The organism is Pantoea sp. ICBG 828 (assembly GCF_002928355.1).
Taxonomy (GTDB): domain Bacteria; phylum Pseudomonadota; class Gammaproteobacteria; order Enterobacterales; family Enterobacteriaceae; genus Pantoea; species Pantoea dispersa.
In genome coordinates this window covers 40,507-60,990 of sequence record NZ_POWN01000013.1, presented here as the reverse complement: position 1 = coordinate 60,990, position 20,484 = coordinate 40,507, and the positions used below count along the sequence as shown (strand labels likewise).

The following is a 20,484-nucleotide window of genomic DNA, read 5'->3' as shown; positions in this document are numbered from 1 at the left end:
CGGATCATCAACCGCCCATCACCTCTTCGACTGACAGGAGCTATACATGTCTGAACCCGATCGCCAGTCTGCCCTGGCGGCGCTGGTCGCGGCGTTGCCGGAACTGGAGTGGATTAAAGAAGCGCCGAAAGTGAAACGTCTGTCACGCGACTTTCACTGGTTCAGCCCGGTGCTGAAATCCCAGCTGGAAGAGAAATTTGCCGAGCTGGCCGTGCGTCCTCGCGATGAAAACGAGCTGCTGGCGGTGGTGGCCGCCTGTGCAAAAGCCCGTGTGCCACTGAACCTTCGCGGTGGCGGTACCGGCAACTATGGCCAGCTGATTCCGCTCAATGGCGGTGTGATAGTCGACATGACACGCCTGAACAGCGTCACCGCGCTGGGCACCGGTACGGTGCGCGCGCAGGCGGGTATTCGATTAGGCGATCTCGAAGCCCACACGCGCCCGCACGGCTGGGAGTTACGTTGCATGCCCTCAACCTGGAAACTTGCCACACTTGGCGGGCTGTTTGGCGGCGGTTTTGGCGGGGTGGGATCGATTAACTACGGTCCACTGGCCGCGCCAGGCAACGTGCTGTCGATTCGGATGATGACCATGGAAGAGACGCCGCGCATCATCACTTTACAGGCACCGGATGCGCTGCTATTGCATCATGCCTATGGCAGCAATGGCATCGTGCTGGAGATCGAACTTGCGCTGGCGCCCTGCCATGACTGGATCGAACGTCTGGATACCTTTGCCGATTTTCCCTCCGCGATGGCTTATGCCGATGCGCTGGCGCGTTCACCTGGCATTGTTAAACGTCAAATCGCGGTATTTGCCGCACCGGTGCTGGATTATTTCAGCGATTTAGCGGAGGCGCAGATTCGGGCTCAACACGGTGTCATTTCAGTGACGGGAAGCGAGAGTGATGGCCTGCTGCCCGCCATCCTCGCACAACACAACGGCCGTAATGCATTGCACTTTGCCGAAGGGGAAAATAGCGGCCATTCCCTGATTGAATATTGCTGGAACCACACCACCCTGCAGGCATTGAAGGTTGATAAAACCCTGACTTACCTGCAAACCGCTTATGCCGTGGATAATTACCATCAACAGGTGCTGGCAATGGAAGCTGAATTATCGGATGAGGTGATGTCACATATTGAATTTCTGCGCGACATGAACGGTGCGCTCACCTGTAGCGGCCTGCCATTAATCCGTTACAGCAGCCCGGAACGGCTCAACGCCATTATGGATATTTATCGTAGCCATAATGTGAAAATAAATAATCCGCATGTCATTCATATTGAGGATGGCAAACAAGGTATGGTGCGGCCTGATGTGGTTGCCCTAAAATCCGCCTGCGATCCTTACAACTTATTAAACCCCGGCAAGCTACGTGGCTGGGAAGTACGTGAAACCTTGCCGGCGGTACATATTCCCGGCGTTAATTGATCATCACTTTTTATTTACGGCATAACTCACCGCCGGGTGATCCTCTCACCCGGCTGGCATAGTTACGCTTTCCTCAACGGGTGTGTTTATTCAGGGATCATGCAATGAGAGCACTAAAACGTGTCGGTTTACTTGCGCTGTTTTTCCCCTTCGCGCCAGCAACACTGGCTGCGACACAAAGTAATATCAGCGACTGTCATTACGATGCCAGCGGTGTAGACAGCTTCAGCGATATATTCACCTGCGGTACCGTTAGCGGCAGTTTACGTACGCTCTACTACTCCACACACAATGCCTATTTTTCCAAAGGCTTTAATCAGGACACCACCAGTTACGGCGGCAGTGTGAAATATGAAACGGCTCCCGCGTATGGTTTTCGCGCTGGCGTGAGCGCCATCTTTTTGCGGGGGATTGATCACCCGGATGAAGCGCATACCATCAGCGACATTGGTGATAATCAGACCAATATCGGGGAAGCTTATTTAAGCTGGCAACAGGATGATTTTAAAATTACTGCCGGCGATCAACGCATTAACATTCCCTTCGTCGGTGACTATGACTGGCGTATTACACCGATACTCTTCAGGGGCGTTGATGCCAATTATGGCGACAGCACCCAGTATTTGCATGCTACCAAAGTCTGGCGCTACAAGCCCTGGGGCGACGATCAGTTCCTGGATACCACGGCCTATTCGGATATCGATGAGCGCACTAACGGCATGTGGGCGATTGGTGGCGGACAGGGCACCCAGTGGGATAACAAAAAACTTACCGGACAAGTGTGGTATCAGGAATATGCTGATTATTCCCGCGTTGTCTATGGCGAAAGTCATATGCAGTGGCAGGATACATTGTTGCAGCCGGATGTGGCTCTGCAGTTTATTCGCGGTACCAGCTTAGGGAAAGCGCTGGCCGGAGAGGTCAATAGCACCTCTTACGGTGCTAAGCTCGCGCTGAGTTTCACCCCTGCATTGAACTGGAAATTGGGCTACGACCATATTGCTGCCAGCCCCAATAGCTGGGGTAACGGTTCACTGGTGGTGCCTTATGCCCACAACAGTTCATCGGGTCCCTATTTCGCCCAGCCGTTTTTCACCAGTACCCAGGATCTTGGCAGTGGCAATGCATATATGACCAACCTGAACTACGTGCTTAATGAGCATCTTTCTCTGGGTACACAATATTCGTTTATGGATTTAAAACCCTCGGCACAGTCTGCCAGCATTAATCAGTCGGAATATCTGGTGTATTTCACCTGGGCGTTTAGCGGTGTATTAAAAGGATTAAGCGTGACCGATTTTGCCGGCGTGCAGACATCGCCTCTGTACGATTCACATTTCTGGCAGAATCGTTTGAGTTTGCAATACGACTTTTAATCATTCATTCCATCAGAATTAACTGTCTTTACCTGCTGCCCAGGATGGATGAATTGCTGATTAACCCATAGGCCCCTTTAACAGGGGCCTGTTGAGTTTTTTTACAATATTCACCGCCAGCGCCTGATGCGAAGCATTTGTCTGCAGGAGAGCGTACTGGCGCAGACATTTTTCTCAGTGCCGCCTGTCAATGCGCTGCACCAGCCGATCGCCGAGCCACTGGATACCGCACACCAGCACGATCAGTACGGCGATCACCGCCACCATCACCGCCGTGTCAAAACGCTGATAACCGTAGCGAATCGCCAGATCGCCCAGGCCGCCTGCCCCGATGGCGCCCGCCATTGCCGAGGCGCCGATCAGCGCCACCAGCGTGACGACAAAACCGGAAAGAATGCCCGGCAGCGCTTCAGGAATCAGCACCTCCCAGACAATACGTAATTTGCTGGCACCCATGGCACGCACCGCATCAATCAGCCCGCGATCAACATCGCGCAGTGAAACTTCCGCTACCCGGGCAAAATAGGGCGTGGCGGTGATCGATAACGGCACAATTGCGGCCCAGGTGCCCAAAGAGGTGCCGACCAGCAGACGGGTAAAGGGAATCAGCGCCACCAGCAGAATAATGAACGGCAGCGAGCGAAAGCCATTGATCACTACGCCCAGCAGGCGATTGATGCTCCGGTTTTCAGCAATGCCGCCGGGGCTGGTGGTCACCAGAATCAGTCCCAGCGGTAATCCGGCCAGCAGCGAAAACAGGCCGGCCACCGCCGTCATCAGCAGCGTTTCACCCAACGCGTTGAGCAGTAAATCAATCATCACTGGCGACATAACCGACCAACTCCACCTGTGCCTGCTGCGTACGCAGCCAGCTGAGAACCTGATACTCATCGGCAACGTTGGCGGCCGGGAGCGCAATAAAGAAACGCACTACCGCGTAGTGCTGAATATGGTCGATGCCCCCCTGGAGCAGGCGAAATTTACCCGGCAGAGCGCTGGCAAACTGCGTCAGCAAATCCCCCTGCGCCGCCACACCAGCAAAGTGAACGCTGTAGATCGCCTCACCTTCACGCCGTTCGCTGAGCCGCGCTGCGAGATTCTCCGGCAGCTGCGGCAGCAGCCCGCGCAGCAGCGTGCGCGTCAGCGCGGATTGCGGATGGGCGAACACCTGCCACACCGGGCCCTGCTCGACAATCTCCCCGGCGTCGATGACGGCCACGCGATGCGCCACGGATTTGATCACCTCCATCTCATGCGTGATCAGCAGAATGGTGATACCAAGCTGCTGATTGAGCGATTTCAGCAGCGCGAGAATCGAGCGGGTGGTTTCCGGATCGAGCGCTGACGTGGCTTCGTCACACAGCAGCAGCGCCGGGCTGGCGGCCAGCGCGCGGGCAATACCGACGCGCTGTTTTTGTCCACCGGAGAGCGCCGCCGGATAGTGTCCGGCCTTGTCGCTCAACCCCACCAGCGCCAGCAGTTCCGCTACGCGCTGGTTGCGCTGTGCCTTTTCCATGCCAGCTATTTTCAGCGGCAGCGCCACATTCTGCGCCACGGTTTTTGCCGACAGCAGATTGAAATGCTGAAACACCATGCCGACGCGACTGCGCACCGCCTGCAGCTGCTGTTCTGACAGACCGGTAATACGCCGCCCTTCAATCTCGATTACGCCTTCGTCGGGCTGCTCCAGCCCGTTGAGACAGCGAATCAGCGTCGATTTTCCGGCGCCGCTGCGCCCGATCAGGCCAAGGATTTCGCCTTTTTGCACCGTCAGTGAGACATTGCGCAGCGCCTGTGTCTGACCGAAACGGCGCGACACGCCCTGTAAACGCACCACGTTGCTGTGCTGCGCCACGCGATCGCGTACTGTTGCCTCTTCGATCACGCCGCGCGCCACGGCGGTCAGGGGCACGGTGGCCTCGGAAAATAGCGTCATGGAAGGGTTCCTTACCAGGCGGTTTCGCCCGTGCCTTTGTAGACCTTGTCAAATACCGTTTTGACGGCATCGTTCTGGTACGATGCCACCAGGGTTTTCACCCACGGGGCGCTGGCGTTCTCTTTTTTCACCGCGATAAAGTTGTTGTACGGGTTGTCTTTCACCGGCTCCTGCGCGATACGATCCGCCGCGGTCAGACCGCTTTTCAGCGCCCAGTCGGTATTGACCACTGCTGCATCAAGATCCGGCACCGAGCGACCAATGATGCCGGAATCCAGCTCTTTGATTTTCAGGTGATGGGGATTATCAGTGATGTCGGCCGTGGTGGCGGCAATGCCGACGCCCGGTTTGAGTTTGATGAGCCCCTGTTGCTGCAGCAGCACCAGACCGCGCGCCTCGTTCGACGGATCGTTAGGCACGCCGATTACCGCTCCGTCTTTCAGACCGGCGGCGCTTTTCACTTTCTTCGAATAGAGACCGATCGGCCAGACGGCGGTATCGCCGACGCGCACGATATCGTAATGATTGACCTTGATTTGATTATTCAGGAACGGCTGGTGCTGGAAGGCATTGGCATCCACTTCACCATTCTGTAACGCTTCGTTGGGCTGATTATAATCATTGAAAATCACGGTTTTCACCGTCAGCCCTTTCGCGGCGGCCTGTTTTATCACTTCACGCCAGACGTCTTCGTCCTCGCCGCTCATGATACCGACCTTCACCGCGGTTTTATCCGCTGCCTGCGCCACTGAAAACGGCGCGACCACGCTGCCGGCAACCAGTAACGCGCCGACAGTTAACAACAATTTATTTTTGGCTGATACAAAGCGTGTGTGCATAAATTATTTCCTGAGTGTTATTATTACGCGAGTCAAAATAAGCTGCCGTGATCGACAGATACGCGCAGTATACGCAGTTGCTTATTCCAGCATTATGATTTATCCGGGAATGCTATTCCTGAAATGAATAAAGCCATGCCGCCGCTCATCGCGCCAAAAGGCCCCGGGCGGCTGTGCTACCATGCCTGTTTGATTGACCGTTATTGAGCGCTATGTCGGATACCACACCCAAACGTAAAAATGACCCGGAAGGGTTGAAAAAACGCATCCTCGCGGGTGCGCTGCAAACCTTCGCCGAATACGGTATGCAGGGCGCGCGAATGGAGCAGATTGCTGAACTGGCACAGACCACCAAGCGCATGGTGGTGTATCACTTCATCAACAAAGAGAAGCTGTATATTGAGGTGCTGGAGCAGGTGTATCAGGCGATCCGCCAGCATGAAACCGGCCTGAATCTTACTACGCTGGAGCCGGAAGAGGCGATGATCAAACTGGTGGAAGCCAGTTTTGACTATCACGTCACGCATCCCGATTTTATGCGCCTGGTGTGTACAGAAAACCTGCTGCGCGGGCGTTACATCATGCAGTCTGAGCGCATCAAAGCGATGAACAAAAGTACCCTCGATTTGCTGGATGACATCCTGTCCCGCGGCCAGCGTCAGGGCATCTTTATCGACGGCCTGGATACCGTGGACGTACACCGCCTGCTCAGCAGTATTTGTGTGCATCACGTCTCCAACCGCTACACCTTCCACACGCTGTTTACCCCCCACGACAGTGAAGAGGACAGTATTCGCCGCAACCGTCAGCTGGCGGTGACGGCCACGCTGCGCTATATACGCAAAGCCCCGTAATCTGCGGGTTCGCTGTGATGGTCTACGCTTGATCAAATAAACGGGACCGTGACAGACCTCAGATTAAGGAACGCTGTAGTGAAGAAAGATGCTCTCCTCTATCCGTTACGCAACACGCAACATACCGATGACACGCCTGCGCTCTGGAACTGGGCGCAGAATTCGGTAGTTGGCCAGCGCCAGCAATTGCATCAGCCGCGTAGTGAAGCCGAGCTGCAACAGCTGTTGCGCGACTCGCACGGCAAAGTGCGCGTGCTCGGCAGCCGCCTGTCGCCCGGTCGCATGCTGTGCGTACAGCCGCAGGACGTACTGCTGGATCTCAGTGCGCTGCACGGCATCCTCGCTCAGGATGAAGAGAGCGTCACGTTTGCCGCGGGCACGCCGCTGCAGCAGGTGTATGACAGCCTGACAAAGATGGATCGCATGCTGGCCTCCTCGCCCGGCGTGATTGCGGTGCAGACGCTGGCAGGCGCGCTGGCAACCGGCACCCACGGTCAGGGCCTGGCACAGAGTTCGCTGGCGGACGAAGCGCTGCATATCCGCATGGTGCTGGCCGATGGCAGCGTGCGCGAGTTTCAGCGCGGTGACGCTGATTTCCCGGCGGCGATGGTGTCACTTGGCGCGCTCGGCATCGTCACCGCCATTACGTTGCGCACTCAGCCATTTCGCCTGTTTACCTGCCATAAATTCGCGGCGTCTGCCGATTCACTGGAGCAGGATTTGCTGACGTGGAATGAGCAGCACGAACTCAGCAAAGCCTGGTGGTTTGTCGATGACAACCTGATGCATGTCTGGAACGCCGATGTCGCCAGTGCGGAAAACAGCCAGGCGTGGCACGACCATCAGCGCGAAGTGATTGAGCACGGCGATCAGGCCGACAGCAGCCTGAACGACACCATTGATCAGACGCTGGAACACATGCATCGCGACACGCAGATTCACGGCAAAGGCGGCAAACAGTTCCGTACCGTCACCCGCTTCCGTGATTTCACTGACATCAGCGGCGATATCTACCAGCTGTTTTGTCGTGGCATCGCCGTACCGCAGATCAACGTTGAGATTGGCGTGCCGCTGGCCAAAACGCCGGAAATTATCAGCAAGATCAAAGCCTGGTACGCACAGAATCGTCCGCACATGCACTATCCCATTATCCTGCGCTGCACCGGCGCTTCACAGGCGTGGATGAGCCCGGCGCATCAGCAGCCGACCTGCTTTTTTGGTTTCGTGGTGTATTACGCGGATGACGGCTCGCTGTCGCAGGACGGACTGCATTTCCTCACCGAAGTGGAAAAACTGCTGGCGGCAGAAGGTGGACGTCCGCACTGGGGTAAATATTACGATCCGCAGCGCTATCAGTGGCGCGCCATCTATCCGCAGTGGGATGCGTTTCGTGCGGTGCGTGAACAGCTGGATCCGACGCACCGCTTTAGCAATGACTATGTCACGGCTTTGTTTGATTGAGTTTGATGGGGAGAAGCTATGTACGCCTGGGTAACGCTGTTAACGCAGCCGGAATATTATGTCGGGGTGAAAGCGCTGCATCGCTCACTCAAACGCAGCGAAACGCGCTGGCCGCTGATTGTGATGGTCACCGATGCCATCGATCTGAGCATGCGCGAAGCATTACAGGCGCTGGGCTGTGTGATCCATCCGGTCCAGCCGCTAATGCCGGACGCCGCGCTGGAGCAGCATTATGCCTCGGCACAGTTTGGTGAAGTATGGAGCAAGCTGCGCGCCTGGGAGCTGACCGGCTGCGAGCGCGTGGTGTTTCTTGATGCCGATATGCTGGTGCTGCGCAACATGGATGAGCTGTTTACGCTTGACCTCGGCAAGCATGCGCTGGCGGCCTGTCACGCCTGCCGCTGCAACCCGAATCAAATCGCCAGCTATCCTGACAGCTGGCAGCCGGAGCATTGTCACTACACCTGGCAGGCGCGCGGTGAGACACCGCCCGCCGATCTTGATAACTATCTCAACGGCGGCTTTCTGGTGCTGCAGCCGGATCAGGCGGTATTCGACTGGCTGCAGCAGAAAGTGGCTGAGATTGACGACCTGCGCCGCTATCCGTTCTCCGAACAGGATTTGCTCAATGAAGTATTTGCCGGGCGCTGGCTGCCGCTGCCGTACATTTATAACGCGCTGAAAACACTGCCGTTCCAGCATGCCGGCTTATGGCATGACGATGAGGTGAAGAATCTGCACTACATTCTCGCCAAACCGTGGAAGCGCGACCTGAACCAGCCAGAGGCGCAGCGCGACCGTTATTACGCGCTGGATAAGCTGTGGTGGGAGCTGGGCGCAGATTAATGGCTGTTAACGGCGCGATTTATCGGGCAATAGTTGGTCGCCATGAATGGCGACCCTACAGAATCTAAAACGGGTTAAAGCCTTTGCTGAATTTCCCAGGGTGCGCATTTATGCGCACCTGGTCGCGGCGCGATTTATCGCGCAATGGGTTGGTCGCCATAAATGGCGACCCTACAGGGTCGAATGCGGGTTACAAGGTCTGGGTGCGTTCGTGAAGGACGCATTGTCGCCATCAATGGCAACCCTGCAGAATCTGATACACGTCAAAAGACCTTGCCGCATTTCCCAGGGTGCGCATTTATGCGCACCTGGTAGCGGCGCGATTTATCGCGCAATAATTGTGCGCTTCCCTGCGCACTGTGGCTTAACGCCAGCCGAGCTCTGGCGCGACGTGGGTCAGAATGCTGTCGATCACGTGCGCACAATAATCCACGCCAAGCTGATTAGGGATGGTCAGCAACAGGGTATCGGCTTCCGCAATCGCTTCATCCTGTGCCAGCTGTTTGATCAGTTGCTCCGGCTCTGCAGCATAGCTACGCCCAAAGATGGCGCGGGTTTTCTCATCGAGGAAGCCGACGGAATCCTGCTCCTGTCCGCCGCGACCGAAGTAAGCGCGATCGGTGTCGTTCATCAGGGCAAAAATACTGCGGCTGACCGACACGCGCGGTGCACGCTGATGCCCTGCCGCCTGCCAGGCTTCTTTATAGGCGCGAATCTGCTTCGCCTGCTGCACATGGAACGGTTCGCCGGTCTCGTCATCCTTCAGCGTCGAACTCTGCAAATTCATCCCCAGCTGGGCTGCCCAGATCGATGTGGCGTTCGAGCCAGAGCCCCACCAGATACGCTCGCGCAGGCCTTCGGAATATGGCTCCAGGCGCAGCAGCCCCGGTGGATTCGGGAACATCGGCTGCGGATTGGGTTTGGCAAACCCTTCGCCACGCAGCACTTCCAGCAGCTCTTCGGTGTGACGACGTCCCATATCCGCATCGGTTTCCCCTTCGCGCGGATTAAAGCCAAAGTAGCGGTAGCCTTCAATCACCTGCTCCGGCGAGCCACGGCTCAGGCCGAGCTGCAAACGGCCGTTGGCGATCAGGTCCGCTGCTCCGGCGTCTTCCGCCATATACAGCGGATTTTCGTAACGCATGTCGATCACACCGGTACCAATCTCGATGCGGCTGGTTTTGGCACCGACTGCCGCCAGCAGCGGAAACGGTGAACTCAGCTGGCGGGCAAAGTGGTGTACGCGGAAATAGGCACCGTCGGCACCCAGTTCTTCAGCGGCAACGGCCAGGTCAATCGACTGCAGCAGCACATCCTGCGCCGAACGGGTGGCCGAGTGTGGTGACGGGGTCCAGTGACCGAAAGATAAAAAGCCAATTTTTTTCATGCTAAATGCTCCTCGCGGGCCAGAACGGCGCCGGCGTCATCAATCAGAATTCGATGAGGTAAGGTTACGCCTGTGCGAAGAGGACTGATAGCCAATAGTTTTCGCGCGCTTCTTCAACTTTTTTGCATAACAAAGCAATTTTCCGTCTTTGTGTTTATCACGCGTATCGCGCATCGTGAGCGCATCTTTTCCCGTCTCGCTGACTGAATACATGAACAAGGTCAAAGGAACCTCCGCCTACCTCAGTGCGCAACAGCGCGAAGTGGTGCATCAGCTGGCGCGCAGCTGGCTATGGCGCAGCGAATTGCCGACCTGGCTGTTAATCATTACTGTTTATAGCGGCTGGTTCGCCAGCGTGCTGTACTGGCAAACGCTGGGCCTGCCCCTCGCCACGCTGCTGCTGATTTTGTTCACCACCTGGTATTTGTCGCTGCAGCATGAGTTGATTCATGGCCATCCGACGCGCCTGCCGCGCCTTAATCAGCTGTTTGGCACGCTGCCGCTGGCGGTGTGGTATCCGTATGGTCTGTACCGGGATTCGCACCTGGCACATCACCGCAACCACACCCTGACCGATCCACATGATGATCCGGAAACCTATTATCTGTCGCCGGCGCACTGGGCTCGGCTCAAACCCTGGCAACAGCGCGTTATACATCTGCGCAACACCTTTCCGGGACGTCTGCTGCTGGGACCGCTGCTGGATATCCTCGCCACGCTGCGCGCGCTGACGCAAAGCGTGGTGCAGCGCGACGTGCCGGCGATGATGATGTGGCTGGTGCACCTGCTACTGCTGGCCGGACTGTTTTACTGGCTCAGCCTGCGCGACTTTTCCCCGCTGTGGCTGGTGCTGGCGGTGAGCTATCCGGCGCTGATGCTGACCAAGGTGCGCTCATTTTACGAACATCGTGCCGATGAGGCGCCGCTGGCGCGCTCGGTGAATAACGAAGCGGCCTGGCCGTGGCGCCTGCTGTTCCTGAATCTCAACTATCATTCTGTACATCACGATCTGCCCGGTTTACCCTGGTACGGTCTGCGCAGAGTCTATTTGCTCTACCGCGACGGCTACTATCAGCGTAATCAGGGTTTTCGCGTTGCCGGTTACGGCGAATGGATGAAGCGCTTCTGGCGTCAGCCGATCGACGTTAACGCCCACCCGGGACACCACAAGGACGCACAGAATGCACATCATCTCTTTACCGATGTACGACATCGACCACCCGAGCACGCTGGCAATGACCTCAGTGCTGACGCGGCTGCTGGCGAAGCGCGGCGTGCAGGCTGAGGTGCAGTGGCACGACGACCTGCTGCCACACTGGCGTGATGACAATCTGCTGCTGAGTCAGACCTGCGGCTATCCGCTGGTCGCGCTATTGCCTGACGTGCAACTGGTGGGCACGTTTCAGTCCAATGCGCCTGGCTGCCATGACCTGCGCTATCGCAGCTGGCTGGTGGCGCGGCAGGAAGATGAGAACCTGAGCCTCGCTGATTTCCGCGGCCGTCGCGCAGTGTGCAACAGCAATGACTCACACTCCGGATACAATTCGCTGCGCTATGTGGTCGCGCCGCTGGCCCGGGACGGCAAATTCTTCGCCACTACCCGGTTCAGCGGCAGCCACCGCCAGTCGCTGGCCGCGCTGCGCGCCGGAGAGGCCGACCTCGCCGCGATTGATTGCATCACCTGGGCGCTGCTGCGCAAATACCGGCCGCAGGAGCTGCAGGGCTTAGCCATTATCGGTGAAACCCCGCTGTGTGCCGCGCTGCCGCTGATAACCTCGGCGAAAACCGACAGTTTGCTGCTGGAAAAGCTGCGCAGCACGCTGTTTGAGCTGGCCAATGTGGAGGACTACAAGGATATGATGAAGGCCAACCTGCTGGCGGGCTTTTCTGTGCCGCAGCGCGACTGGTTTGACGAGGTTAAACGCTGGGAAGATGACGCCGCCGCGCTGGGCGTGACGGCGCTGTAAATAAAGCACTAACCGGCGGCATCCCTGCCGCCAGCGGACTTACTGTGCGCGAGCCGCGATAATCGCCTCCGCGACGTTACGCGGTGCTTCGGCGTAGTGGGCAAACTCCATGCTGTACGTGGCGCGGCCCTGCGACATCGAGCGTAGCGTGGTGGCGTAGCCAAACATCTCGGCCAGCGGCACTTCAGCACGGATAATGCGCGCGCCGAAACGCTCGTCCATGCCCTGCAGCGTGCCGCGCCGGGATGACAAATCGCCCATCACGCCGCCGGCATACTCTTCCGGCGTCTCCACTTCCACCTGCATCACCGGCTCAAGTATCACCGGATCGGCCTGCTTCGCTGCCGCTTTGAAGCCAAAGATCGCCGCCATGCGGAACGCCATCTCCGACGAGTCAACGTCGTGATAAGAGCCAAACGTCAGCGTGGCTTTGATGTCGACCACCGGATAACCGGCCAGCACGCCGCTGTTCAGCGCTTCGCGAATGCCCTTCTCCACCGAAGGAATGAATTCGCGCGGCACCACGCCGCCTTTGGTCGCGTCTTCAAAGGCGAAACCGCTTCCGGCCGCCTGCGGCTCCAGCGTCAGCACCACGTGACCATACTGGCCCTTACCGCCTGACTGACGCACAAATTTCCCTTCCACCTCGCGCACCGTTTTGCGGATGGTTTCGCGGTAGGTTACCTGCGGCCGGCCAATATTGGCTTCCACGCCAAACTCGCGTTTCAGACGGTCGACGATGATCTCCAGATGCAGTTCGCCCATGCCGGAGATGATGGTCTGACCGGACTCCTCATCGGTGTGCAGCCGGAACGACGGATCCTCTGCCGCCAGCCGCTGCAGCGCCAGCCCCATTTTTTCCTGATCGCCTTTGGTCTTTGGCTCAATCGACAGCGAAATCACCGGATCGGGAAATTCCATGCGCTCCAGCGTGATTACCGCATCAGGATCGCACAGCGTTTCGCCGGTGGTGACCTCTTTCAGCCCGACGCAGGCGGCAATATCGCCGGCGCGGATCTCATCAATTTCGATGCGATCGTTAGCCTGCATCTGCACGATGCGGCCAATGCGCTCTTTACGCCCTTTTACCGCGTTCCACACGCTGTCACCCTTGCGCAGCACGCCAGAATAGACGCGCACAAAGGTCAGCTGACCGACATAAGGATCGCTCATCAGCTTGAACGCCAGCGCCGAGAAAGGTTCCTCATCGTCAGCATGGCGTTCGTCGTGTTCGCCGCGCTCGTTGATGCCGGCGACCGGTGGCACGTCGAGCGGCGAAGGCATCAGTTCGATGACCGCATCGAGCATGCGCTGCACCCCTTTGTTTTTAAACGCGCTGCCGCACAGCATCGGCTGGATTTCGCCCGCCAGCGTGCGCTGCCGCAGCCCGGCAATCACCTCGTCTTCACTGAGATCGCCCTGCTCCAGATAGCGATCCATCAGCGCTTCGCTGGCTTCTGCCGCTGCTGCCACCATGTTTTCCCGCCACTCCGCCGCCTGCGCCTGCAGCGCGTCCGGAATCGGCGCATAGCTAAAGCTCATGCCCTGGCTGGCGTCGTCCCAGTAGATGGCGCGCATTTTGTTGAGATCGATGACCCCGCTGAACTGCTCTTCAGCGCCGATGGGAATGACAATCGGCACCGGATGCGCCTGCAGGCGATCTTTCATCATCTGCACCACGCGGAAAAAGTCCGCGCCCTGGCGGTCCATCTTGTTGACGAACGCAATGCGCGGCACGTGGTATTTATTCGCCTGCCGCCACACGGTTTCTGACTGCGGCTGAACGCCACCGACCGCGTCGTACACCATCACGGCGCCATCCAGCACGCGCATTGAGCGCTCCACTTCAATGGTGAAGTCAACGTGTCCGGGCGTATCAATGATGTTGATACGGTGCGGCGTGAAGCTGCCGTCCATGCCCGGCCAGTAGCAGCTGACCGCCGCCGAGGTGATGGTAATGCCGCGCTCCTGCTCCTGCGCCATCCAGTCGGTGGTTGCCGCGCCATCGTGCACTTCACCCAGCTTGTGGCTCATTCCGGTGTAAAACAGGATGCGCTCAGTGGTGGTGGTTTTACCGGCATCGATGTGCGCGGAGATGCCGATGTTGCGATAACGTTCGATGGGGAGGGGTCGGGGCATAATGCGTCCTTAGTCTGTTGACAAAAAATCCGGCAGGCACCATTGCCCGCCGCTGTGCCCCAGCATAAACCCATTGTACGAATGAATACGAACAGTTTGAGCTTTTTTTGCTCATCGCTGAGATTGTCACGGTTTTCCGCATTTGCGGTGTGGCGCAGCGACGCGCAGCGCTTTAAGGTAAGGCTTTCATGCTTAACGGGAAAACAGTCCATGCGTATTCTGATTGTGGGAGCCGGTGCCACCGGCGGGTACTTTGGCACGCGCCTGGCGCAGGCCGGCCGTGATGTGACCTTTCTGGTGCGCGAGCGCCGCCAGCAGCAGCTGCAACAGACCGGACTGGTGCTGCAAACGCCGGAAGGCAGCACGGTGCTGCAACCGCAGCTGGCGTTAGCCTCGACGCTGACCGGTGATTACGATTTGATTATCCTGACGGTGAAAAGCTTTGCGCTGGAACAGGCGATTGAAGACATCGCTCCGGCGGTTGGCGCGCAGACGCTGATCATGCCGATCCTCAATGGTATGCGTCACATTGATACGCTGCGCGCACGTTTCGGTGACAAGGTGATTGGCGGGCTGTGTAAGATTCACGCCACGCTGGGCGAGCACGGCGAAGTGATGCAGCTGTCGCCGCTGCACGTGCTTTACTACGGCGCGCTGGACGGCAACAATGATGCCCGTCTGGCGCGCGTGGATGCCGCGCTGCGTGATGCGCAATTTGATAGCGTGTTCGCCGATAACATTATCAGTGAGCTGTGGGAGAAGTGGCTGCTGCTGAGCACGCTGGGTGCCGTGTGTTGTGTGGCGCGCGGCAATACGCAGCACATCCTGCGTTCAGCCGGTGGTGAAGCGCTGTTACAGGGCATTTTCGCCGAGGTGCTGGCGGTGATCACCGCCGATGGCTACCAACAGCGTCCGGCCGTGACGGCGAAGATTTATGAGACGCTGAACAATCCTGAGGCAGCGATGACCTCATCCATGTACCGCGATTTAACCCAGGGCTACGATATCGAAGCCGATCAGATCATCGGCGATTTGCTGGTGCGCGGCGCGCGCCATGCGGTGGCGACGCCGCTGCTGAACGCGGTGTATGTGAATTTGCAGGTGTATTTGCAGACGCGGTGATCGGTCCGGTGCGTGGCGTGCCAGGTGCGCATGAATGCGCATCCTGTTATTTGTGCGACAGGTCACTGCGGCACCAGCCAGTCGCACAAACCGTAGCGGCGCGATTTATCGCGCAATGTGCATTTCCGCACCGCGGCCGGTTGCGCAATAAATTGCGCCGCTACGGATAGTGCAAAATATTATTTTACTCAATCACATATGCTTTTGGTGACGGTTTAACCCAACCGCGACTGCACGCCGGGCAGCTGCATCAGGCGCTGCCAGGCTGTTTCGACCGCGTCGGGTATATCAACGTGCCCGAAGAACCCCTTGCCGTTCGGGCCGTAGCCGCTGGCGTCGTCACGCAGGCGCTGCACCTCGCCCATCAGCAGCGACAGAAAACGCTCCACTGACCACAACCCCTGCGGCGGCGCGCCAACGATGCGCAGCATGCCCGCATCCATCATCACCTGCGGCACAAACACCGGCCAGCTGATGAATTCCGGCGCATGCTCGCGATCGCGCCACTGCCAGCGGAAGGTTTCCCAGCTGCGGCGCTGCATCAACGGATCCTGCACCAGCAGTACGCGCTGCGGCTGCCACTGTTGATCATCCAGCAGGCGCTGGCTCAGGGCGGCGTTTTCGCCACAGTTGCGTGAGGCGGTTTCCAGCAGCAGCTGATCGTCAGGCAGCTCAGCGAACACGCGCGCCATCTCGCCCAGCAGCTGCGCTTCGCCCTTGCCGGCGGTGTCGATCTGGCGATAGAGCGGATGGCTGGCAATCATCGCGGCCAGCAGCGCGGTTGAGTGACCGATGCCGCCGCTGATCAGCAACGGCAGCTGATATTTCTTCGCCAGCGCAATCACCGCTTCGACGTTCGGCAGCACCGCATGTCCGGCAAGTATGGCTAAATCGACCTCCAGCGTACCGTCCTTTGGCAGCTGATCGAGCGCCAGCCAGGCGGCAATGGTGTTGATATCCTGAATTTGATGGTCATTGAGCTGCATCACTTTCTCCTTGCGTTATCACTGGCAGTGTAACGCCTTAATACCGCGACGGCAGGGAAAAATTTGCTACACTCGCCGCATTCTCATCAGGAGGGATCAATGACAGCGCGTTCCGTAACGCTTGACGATGTCGCCCGGCTGGCTGGCGTCTCCTATCAAACGGTTTCCCGGGTACTCAACCATTCGGCGCAGGTGTCACCGCGCACCCGCGCGCGGGTGGAAGCCGCGATGCAGCAGCTCAGCTACGTGCCAAACCGGGTCGCGCAGCAGCTGGCCGGCAAGGCCACGCGCACGCTCGGTCTGGCGACCAGCGATCTGGCGCTAATGGCGCCAGCGCAGATTGCTTCGGCGATTCAGCAGCGCGCGGCGGCGCAGGGCTATCATCTGGTGATCGCCATGGCCAATGCCACCAGCCACGCGCAGGACACGGTGCATGAACTGCTGGCGCAGCGCGTCGATGCTCTGTTGATCAACCTGCCGCTGGATGCCGCGCAGGCAGCGCAGATTCAGCAGCAGTGCGGCAGCAAACCGACGCTGTTTCTGGATGTGGAGCGCAGCGCGGCCGTGGCGCAGTGTCAGTACCGGAGCACCAGCGGTGCGCAGCAGGCGGTGGATCATCTGGTGGCGCTCGGCCACCGGCAGATTGGCGTGCTGAACGGGCCTGCCAGCTCCGCGTCAGCGCGGGCGCGATTTAGCGCCTGGCAACAGGCGCTGGCGCGTCATCATCTGGTGCCGGACTGCGTACTGAGCGGCGACTGGAGCGCAGCGTCCGGCTATCAGGCGCTGCTGACCCGGCTGCCCGACCAGCTGCCGCAGGCGCTGCTGGTGGCTAACGATCAAATGGCGCTGGGGGCGATGCGCGCGCTGCATCAGCATGGCGTACGAATTCCGGCGGAGATGTCGATCATCGGTTACGACGATACGGCGGAGAGCGCGTGGTATCAGCCACCGCTGACCACGGTGCGCCAGGATTTACAGCAGTTAGGCACGGTGAGCGTCGATCGTCTGCTGGCGCAGCTGGAGGGTGACACGCCGGACAGTCAGCCGCTGGAGACTGAGCTGGTGTCACGCGCCACCACGGCAGCGCCGTTGCAGCAGCAGGTGGATGTGGCGGAGATTGCGCAGCAGTTACAGCAGCTGGCGCGGGCATTAAAAAGGTCGCCGTAAAGGGCGACCCTGGAACAAAACGCGGCTATCGAGCCCGTGTGAAGCTTACTGCCCTTTTGGTTCGCCCATCGCTTTGAGCTTTTTCGACAGCTCGCGACGCTCTTTCGACAGATCGGCGTTTTTGATGATGTACTCATCTACGCGATCTTCATAATCCACGCGCATGCTGGCGATGATTTCCTGAATCGCTTCCACGCTCATACCAGGTTTGATGTACTCGCTCAGGTTGTCCAGCAGCAACACACGTTTCTGGTTATCACGGATTTTCTTTTCGTTGTCCGTAATTTCGCGCTGCAGTTTGTTTTTACGACGAAACATACGCACAAACTCCAGTACGTCCTGAAATGATTGCTTGGCATTTTCCATGTTGGCACCTTTCTTGTGGCCTGCCGCGGCAGGCAAAATAGTCATAAACCGGGAAGACATTTAGCTTAGCGGCTTATAAGCCGGGTTCGCAATTTTCACCGCTAAATTCGGACTGGCACTTATCTTAGCGCAAAGAAAGGGCAATTCGCACTAAGTCATTGCCTGAGAAAACTATTTGCGCAGCGCCAGACGCACCAGGTCTGTCATGCGCTCCAGCTGACGCGCCTGCTCCAGACTCAGCCAGACGTAACCGTAAATCGCGGTTGTCTCCAGCCGCGCGCTGCCGTTGGCGATCAGCGCTTCCAGCTCCTGGGTGATGGCTTCCAGCTCGTGGCTGTTGGCAATCACCTGTTCAGTCTCGCCTTTCACCATCAGCGCAGACAGCGCGTTCAGGGTGTTCTCGGTCATCTGCTGCGTGCGGCGCAGCGTCGGCGCGTTCAGCAAAATCAGATGGCTTTCGCGCGACGCCCACCAGGCTTCAATCTGCATCTGCATGGTGTTAACCATATTACGGTTAATGGTCTGAATGGCTTCAAACACCGATTTAGGGATGCGCGTCTCTTTGCTCGCCGGCTCCAGCAGCGCGCGCATTTTGATCACGCTGGTGAGCAGCTTCTGGAAGCGCGGATTGAGGCGCGGCTTCTCCACCAGATTGGCAGAAAAGCCGGCGTGATGAATCTTCGCCATGTTGATAAAGGCGTCCGACAGCTGAATGCGCCAGTGAGTGTAGGCGCGCTGCGCCCAGATGGCGCTGAACAGCAAGGCCATCAGTGAGCCGAGAATCACATCGCCGCCGCGCCACAGCGCCACGGTGAAATCGCCGGCCGGCGCGCCGACCACCACGCCGAGCGTGATGCCGATCAGCAGTGCCATATACGGGTGTTTGCCCAGCGTCAGATAGCCGCAGACGATCATCACGATAAAGCACCACACCAGCATCAGCGGCAGTGACAGCAGCTCCAGCTTCAGCGCGATCAGCCCTGATATCAGCCCGGCAAAGGTACCGCTGATACGCTGCACCACGCGCGGCAAAACATTGCCCCAGGTGGAGATCGGTCCCATCACCACCACCAGCGTAATCAGCGGCCAGGTGCCTTCCGGAATATCGGTCAGACGGACAAACAGGAAGCACAGCACAAAGGCGATAGCGATGCGTACGCCGTGCACGGCGCGGTAGTGGCGGTAAAACCAGAACTCAATTGGAGAGATAGGCTTGTCAGCGCGTAACATGGTGGTCCGGGTGCGATAAAAATTTGCGCGCTATGTTACCCTGGCGCAGCACGAACATTGAGGGGCTGGCGCAACTTTTTGCGCAATAATACAACTGCGCTACATCTTGTTTTCTCAGTGCACACAAGGATGTAACGCAGCGGTTGCTTATCGCCCGACGGCTTACAGTTTCTGTTTCACGTAATCGCTGATGCGCGTGATGATGCCTGCTTCATCGACCGACTGCAGCGCGTACAGCGGATAGCTGGCCAGCTGCTTGTCTTTATCCAGCACCTGAATTTCGCCCACCTGCTCGCCGGCTTTGAGCGGCGCTTCGAGGTCTTTACGATTGATCACATACTTCGCCATCACGTTCGACACTTCGCTGCGCGGCAGTGACAGATAGATATCTTCGGTGGTACCGACGTCCACTTTGTGCGGGTTGCCGTACCAGACGTTTTCGCTGCCGATCTTTTTCCCGGCGTGGAACAGCTGCACGGTGTCGAAGTTGTTCTGTCCCCACACCAGCAGTTTACGCGCCTGCTCTTCACGTCCCTTTGAACTTTTCCCGCCCATGATCACCGCAATCAGACGATGGCGACCGACGATGTTCGAGGCGACGATGTTAAACCCGGCGCTCTCGGTGTGGCCGGTTTTCATGCCGTCGACGTGCAGATTCTGATCCCACAGCAGGCCATTACGGTTGTTCTGGGTAATGCCGTTGAAGCTGAGGGTTTTCTCGCTGTACATGGCGTAGAAATCCTGCTCACCGTTGATGATGGCGCGCGACAGCACCGCCAGATCGCGCGCGGTGGTGTGCTGCCCCGGCGCATCAAGACCGTGCACGGTTTCGAAGTGGGTGTGCGTCAGGCCGAGCTTTTGCACGTAGCTGTTCATCATGTTGACGAAGCTCTCCTGACTGCCGGCCACATAGTCGGCCAGCGCCACGCAGGCGTCATTGCCGGAATCGATGATCACGCCGCGCATCAGGTCGCGCACGGTGACTTTATCGCCCGGCTTAAGAAACATCAGCGACGAGCCTTTAAACACCGGATTGCCGGCGGCCCACGCGTCTTTACCCACCGTGACCACATCGTCGCGGGTGATTTTCTTCTGATCGACCGCGCGGTCGACGACATAACCGGTCATCAGTTTGGTCAGGCTGGCCGGGTTGCGCTCCGCATCCGGGTTGCCTGCGGTGAGGATCTGCCCGGTGGTGGCGTCCATCAGCACCCAGGACGCGGCATCAATGGCCGGCGGCGTCAGGGGAAACGGCATGCTGTCATCCGCGTGCGCCAGCGATGCCCAAACAATCATTCCAGATACAGTTACCAACAGACGCCTTTTCAACACTTCTTCCTCAACATCAAATAAATGAATTTACCGCCGCACGT

At 58.2% G+C, this 20,484-nt stretch carries 18 protein-coding genes; 9 read left to right on the top strand and 9 right to left on the bottom strand.

Annotated elements, in window-relative coordinates:
• The first annotated feature begins 46 nt into the window (after positions 1-46).
• On the top strand, positions 47-1,435 hold the full coding sequence (locus C1Y43_RS22185) for an FAD-binding oxidoreductase (RefSeq protein WP_104189728.1): 1,389 nt from the start codon (positions 47-49) through the stop codon (positions 1,433-1,435).
• Positions 1,436-1,539: 104 nt separating this feature from the next.
• Positions 1,540-2,811 (top strand): TonB-dependent receptor, encoded by a 1,272-nt coding sequence (locus C1Y43_RS22180; protein ID WP_104189726.1) that lies wholly within the window; start codon positions 1,540-1,542, stop codon positions 2,809-2,811.
• A 174-nt stretch (positions 2,812-2,985) separates the two neighbouring features.
• Here the strand turns inward: C1Y43_RS22180 and C1Y43_RS22175 are convergent, their stop codons facing one another.
• From C1Y43_RS22175 to C1Y43_RS22165, 3 genes are read right to left on the bottom strand one after another with little or no spacing between them, the layout of a single operon-like run.
• Complete coding sequence (locus C1Y43_RS22175) at positions 2,986-3,642, bottom strand: methionine ABC transporter permease (protein WP_088518053.1); 657 nt, start codon at positions 3,640-3,642, stop codon at positions 2,986-2,988.
• Complete coding sequence (locus C1Y43_RS22170) at positions 3,623-4,747, bottom strand: methionine ABC transporter ATP-binding protein (RefSeq protein WP_104189724.1); 1,125 nt, start codon at positions 4,745-4,747, stop codon at positions 3,623-3,625. The genes C1Y43_RS22175 and C1Y43_RS22170 overlap by 20 nt, the downstream gene beginning before the upstream one ends.
• A gap of 11 nt (positions 4,748-4,758) precedes the next feature.
• Positions 4,759-5,586, bottom strand: coding sequence for a MetQ/NlpA family ABC transporter substrate-binding protein (locus C1Y43_RS22165; RefSeq protein ID WP_104189722.1), 828 nt, complete (start codon positions 5,584-5,586; stop codon positions 4,759-4,761).
• Positions 5,587-5,798: 212 nt separating this feature from the next.
• Here C1Y43_RS22165 and C1Y43_RS22160 point away from each other — a divergent pair, with 212 nt between their 5' ends.
• From C1Y43_RS22160 to C1Y43_RS22150, 3 genes are all read left to right on the top strand, one after another.
• Positions 5,799-6,440 (top strand): TetR family transcriptional regulator, encoded by a 642-nt coding sequence (locus C1Y43_RS22160; RefSeq protein ID WP_021509768.1) that lies wholly within the window; start codon positions 5,799-5,801, stop codon positions 6,438-6,440.
• Positions 6,441-6,518: 78 nt separating this feature from the next.
• Positions 6,519-7,901 carry a D-arabinono-1,4-lactone oxidase gene (locus tag C1Y43_RS22155; protein WP_104189720.1) on the top strand — a complete coding sequence of 461 codons (1,383 nt, stop codon included), beginning with the start codon at positions 6,519-6,521 and terminating at the stop codon, positions 7,899-7,901.
• Between the two features lie 18 nt (positions 7,902-7,919).
• Positions 7,920-8,747, top strand: coding sequence for a glycosyltransferase family 8 protein (locus tag C1Y43_RS22150; protein WP_058771104.1), 828 nt, complete (start codon positions 7,920-7,922; stop codon positions 8,745-8,747).
• A 364-nt stretch (positions 8,748-9,111) separates the two neighbouring features.
• Here the strand turns inward: C1Y43_RS22150 and C1Y43_RS22145 are convergent, their stop codons facing one another.
• The gene (locus C1Y43_RS22145; RefSeq protein ID WP_021509376.1) at positions 9,112-10,134 is read right to left on the bottom strand and encodes an LLM class flavin-dependent oxidoreductase; all 1,023 of its coding nucleotides are present in this window, start codon (positions 10,132-10,134) and stop codon (positions 9,112-9,114) included.
• Positions 10,135-10,345: 211 nt separating this feature from the next.
• Between C1Y43_RS22145 and C1Y43_RS22140 the strand changes: the two genes are divergently transcribed.
• Both C1Y43_RS22140 and C1Y43_RS22135 read left to right on the top strand, forming a co-directional pair.
• Entirely contained in the window at positions 10,346-11,419 is a 1,074-nt protein-coding gene (locus C1Y43_RS22140) for a fatty acid desaturase (RefSeq protein WP_104189718.1), read from the top strand.
• On the top strand, positions 11,316-12,101 hold the full coding sequence (locus C1Y43_RS22135; protein WP_233209875.1) for a phosphate/phosphite/phosphonate ABC transporter substrate-binding protein: 786 nt from the start codon (positions 11,316-11,318) through the stop codon (positions 12,099-12,101). The genes C1Y43_RS22140 and C1Y43_RS22135 overlap by 104 nt, the downstream gene beginning before the upstream one ends.
• Before the next feature lie 39 nt (positions 12,102-12,140).
• Here C1Y43_RS22135 and fusA read toward each other — a convergent pair whose 3' ends face one another.
• On the bottom strand, positions 12,141-14,240 hold the full coding sequence (gene fusA / locus C1Y43_RS22130; RefSeq protein ID WP_059012097.1) for an elongation factor G: 2,100 nt from the start codon (positions 14,238-14,240) through the stop codon (positions 12,141-12,143).
• A 210-nt stretch (positions 14,241-14,450) separates the two neighbouring features.
• Between fusA and C1Y43_RS22125 the strand changes: the two genes are divergently transcribed.
• On the top strand, positions 14,451-15,362 hold the full coding sequence (locus C1Y43_RS22125; RefSeq protein ID WP_104189714.1) for a ketopantoate reductase family protein: 912 nt from the start codon (positions 14,451-14,453) through the stop codon (positions 15,360-15,362).
• A gap of 215 nt (positions 15,363-15,577) precedes the next feature.
• Here the strand turns inward: C1Y43_RS22125 and C1Y43_RS22120 are convergent, their stop codons facing one another.
• The gene (locus C1Y43_RS22120; RefSeq protein WP_104189712.1) at positions 15,578-16,348 is read right to left on the bottom strand and encodes a YdcF family protein; all 771 of its coding nucleotides are present in this window, start codon (positions 16,346-16,348) and stop codon (positions 15,578-15,580) included.
• Between the two features lie 99 nt (positions 16,349-16,447).
• Between C1Y43_RS22120 and C1Y43_RS22115 the strand changes: the two genes are divergently transcribed.
• Positions 16,448-17,515, top strand: coding sequence for a LacI family DNA-binding transcriptional regulator (locus C1Y43_RS22115; protein WP_104189710.1), 1,068 nt, complete (start codon positions 16,448-16,450; stop codon positions 17,513-17,515).
• 45 nt (positions 17,516-17,560) lie between these two features.
• Here the strand turns inward: C1Y43_RS22115 and tmaR are convergent, their stop codons facing one another.
• The 3 genes from tmaR to dacD all read right to left on the bottom strand — a co-directional run bounded on the left by tmaR (position 17,561) and on the right by dacD (position 20,440).
• On the bottom strand, positions 17,561-17,881 hold the full coding sequence (gene tmaR, locus C1Y43_RS22110; protein WP_021509369.1) for a PTS system regulator TmaR: 321 nt from the start codon (positions 17,879-17,881) through the stop codon (positions 17,561-17,563).
• A gap of 171 nt (positions 17,882-18,052) precedes the next feature.
• Positions 18,053-19,111, bottom strand: a complete 1,059-nt coding sequence (locus C1Y43_RS22105; protein WP_058757324.1) for an FUSC family protein — start codon at positions 19,109-19,111, stop codon at positions 18,053-18,055.
• Between the two features lie 162 nt (positions 19,112-19,273).
• On the bottom strand, positions 19,274-20,440 hold the full coding sequence (gene dacD / locus C1Y43_RS22100; protein WP_031280074.1) for a serine-type D-Ala-D-Ala carboxypeptidase DacD: 1,167 nt from the start codon (positions 20,438-20,440) through the stop codon (positions 19,274-19,276).
• Positions 20,441-20,484 lie beyond the last annotated feature (44 nt).

What these genes read in the sequence shown, in the direction of transcription:
- C1Y43_RS22185 (WP_104189728.1), top strand. Translation starts at nt 47, where the DNA reads ATGTCTGAACCCGATCGCCAGTCTGCCCTGGCGGCGCTGGTCGCGGCG.
- C1Y43_RS22180 (WP_104189726.1), top strand. Translation starts at nt 1,540, where the DNA reads ATGAGAGCACTAAAACGTGTCGGTTTACTTGCGCTGTTTTTCCCCTTC.
- C1Y43_RS22175 (WP_088518053.1), bottom strand. Translation starts at nt 3,642, where the DNA reads ATGTCGCCAGTGATGATTGATTTACTGCTCAACGCGTTGGGTGAAACG.
- C1Y43_RS22170 (WP_104189724.1), bottom strand. Translation starts at nt 4,747, where the DNA reads ATGACGCTATTTTCCGAGGCCACCGTGCCCCTGACCGCCGTGGCGCGC.
- C1Y43_RS22165 (WP_104189722.1), bottom strand. Translation starts at nt 5,586, where the DNA reads ATGCACACACGCTTTGTATCAGCCAAAAATAAATTGTTGTTAACTGTC.
- C1Y43_RS22160 (WP_021509768.1), top strand. Translation starts at nt 5,799, where the DNA reads ATGTCGGATACCACACCCAAACGTAAAAATGACCCGGAAGGGTTGAAA.
- C1Y43_RS22150 (WP_058771104.1), top strand. Translation starts at nt 7,920, where the DNA reads ATGTACGCCTGGGTAACGCTGTTAACGCAGCCGGAATATTATGTCGGG.
- C1Y43_RS22145 (WP_021509376.1), bottom strand. Translation starts at nt 10,134, where the DNA reads ATGAAAAAAATTGGCTTTTTATCTTTCGGTCACTGGACCCCGTCACCA.
- C1Y43_RS22140 (WP_104189718.1), top strand. Translation starts at nt 10,346, where the DNA reads ATGAACAAGGTCAAAGGAACCTCCGCCTACCTCAGTGCGCAACAGCGC.
- C1Y43_RS22135 (WP_233209875.1), top strand. Translation starts at nt 11,316, where the DNA reads ATGCACATCATCTCTTTACCGATGTACGACATCGACCACCCGAGCACG.
- fusA (WP_059012097.1), bottom strand. Translation starts at nt 14,240, where the DNA reads ATGCCCCGACCCCTCCCCATCGAACGTTATCGCAACATCGGCATCTCC.
- C1Y43_RS22125 (WP_104189714.1), top strand. Translation starts at nt 14,451, where the DNA reads ATGCGTATTCTGATTGTGGGAGCCGGTGCCACCGGCGGGTACTTTGGC.
- C1Y43_RS22120 (WP_104189712.1), bottom strand. Translation starts at nt 16,348, where the DNA reads ATGCAGCTCAATGACCATCAAATTCAGGATATCAACACCATTGCCGCC.
- C1Y43_RS22115 (WP_104189710.1), top strand. Translation starts at nt 16,448, where the DNA reads ATGACAGCGCGTTCCGTAACGCTTGACGATGTCGCCCGGCTGGCTGGC.
- tmaR (WP_021509369.1), bottom strand. Translation starts at nt 17,881, where the DNA reads ATGGAAAATGCCAAGCAATCATTTCAGGACGTACTGGAGTTTGTGCGT.
- C1Y43_RS22105 (WP_058757324.1), bottom strand. Translation starts at nt 19,111, where the DNA reads ATGTTACGCGCTGACAAGCCTATCTCTCCAATTGAGTTCTGGTTTTAC.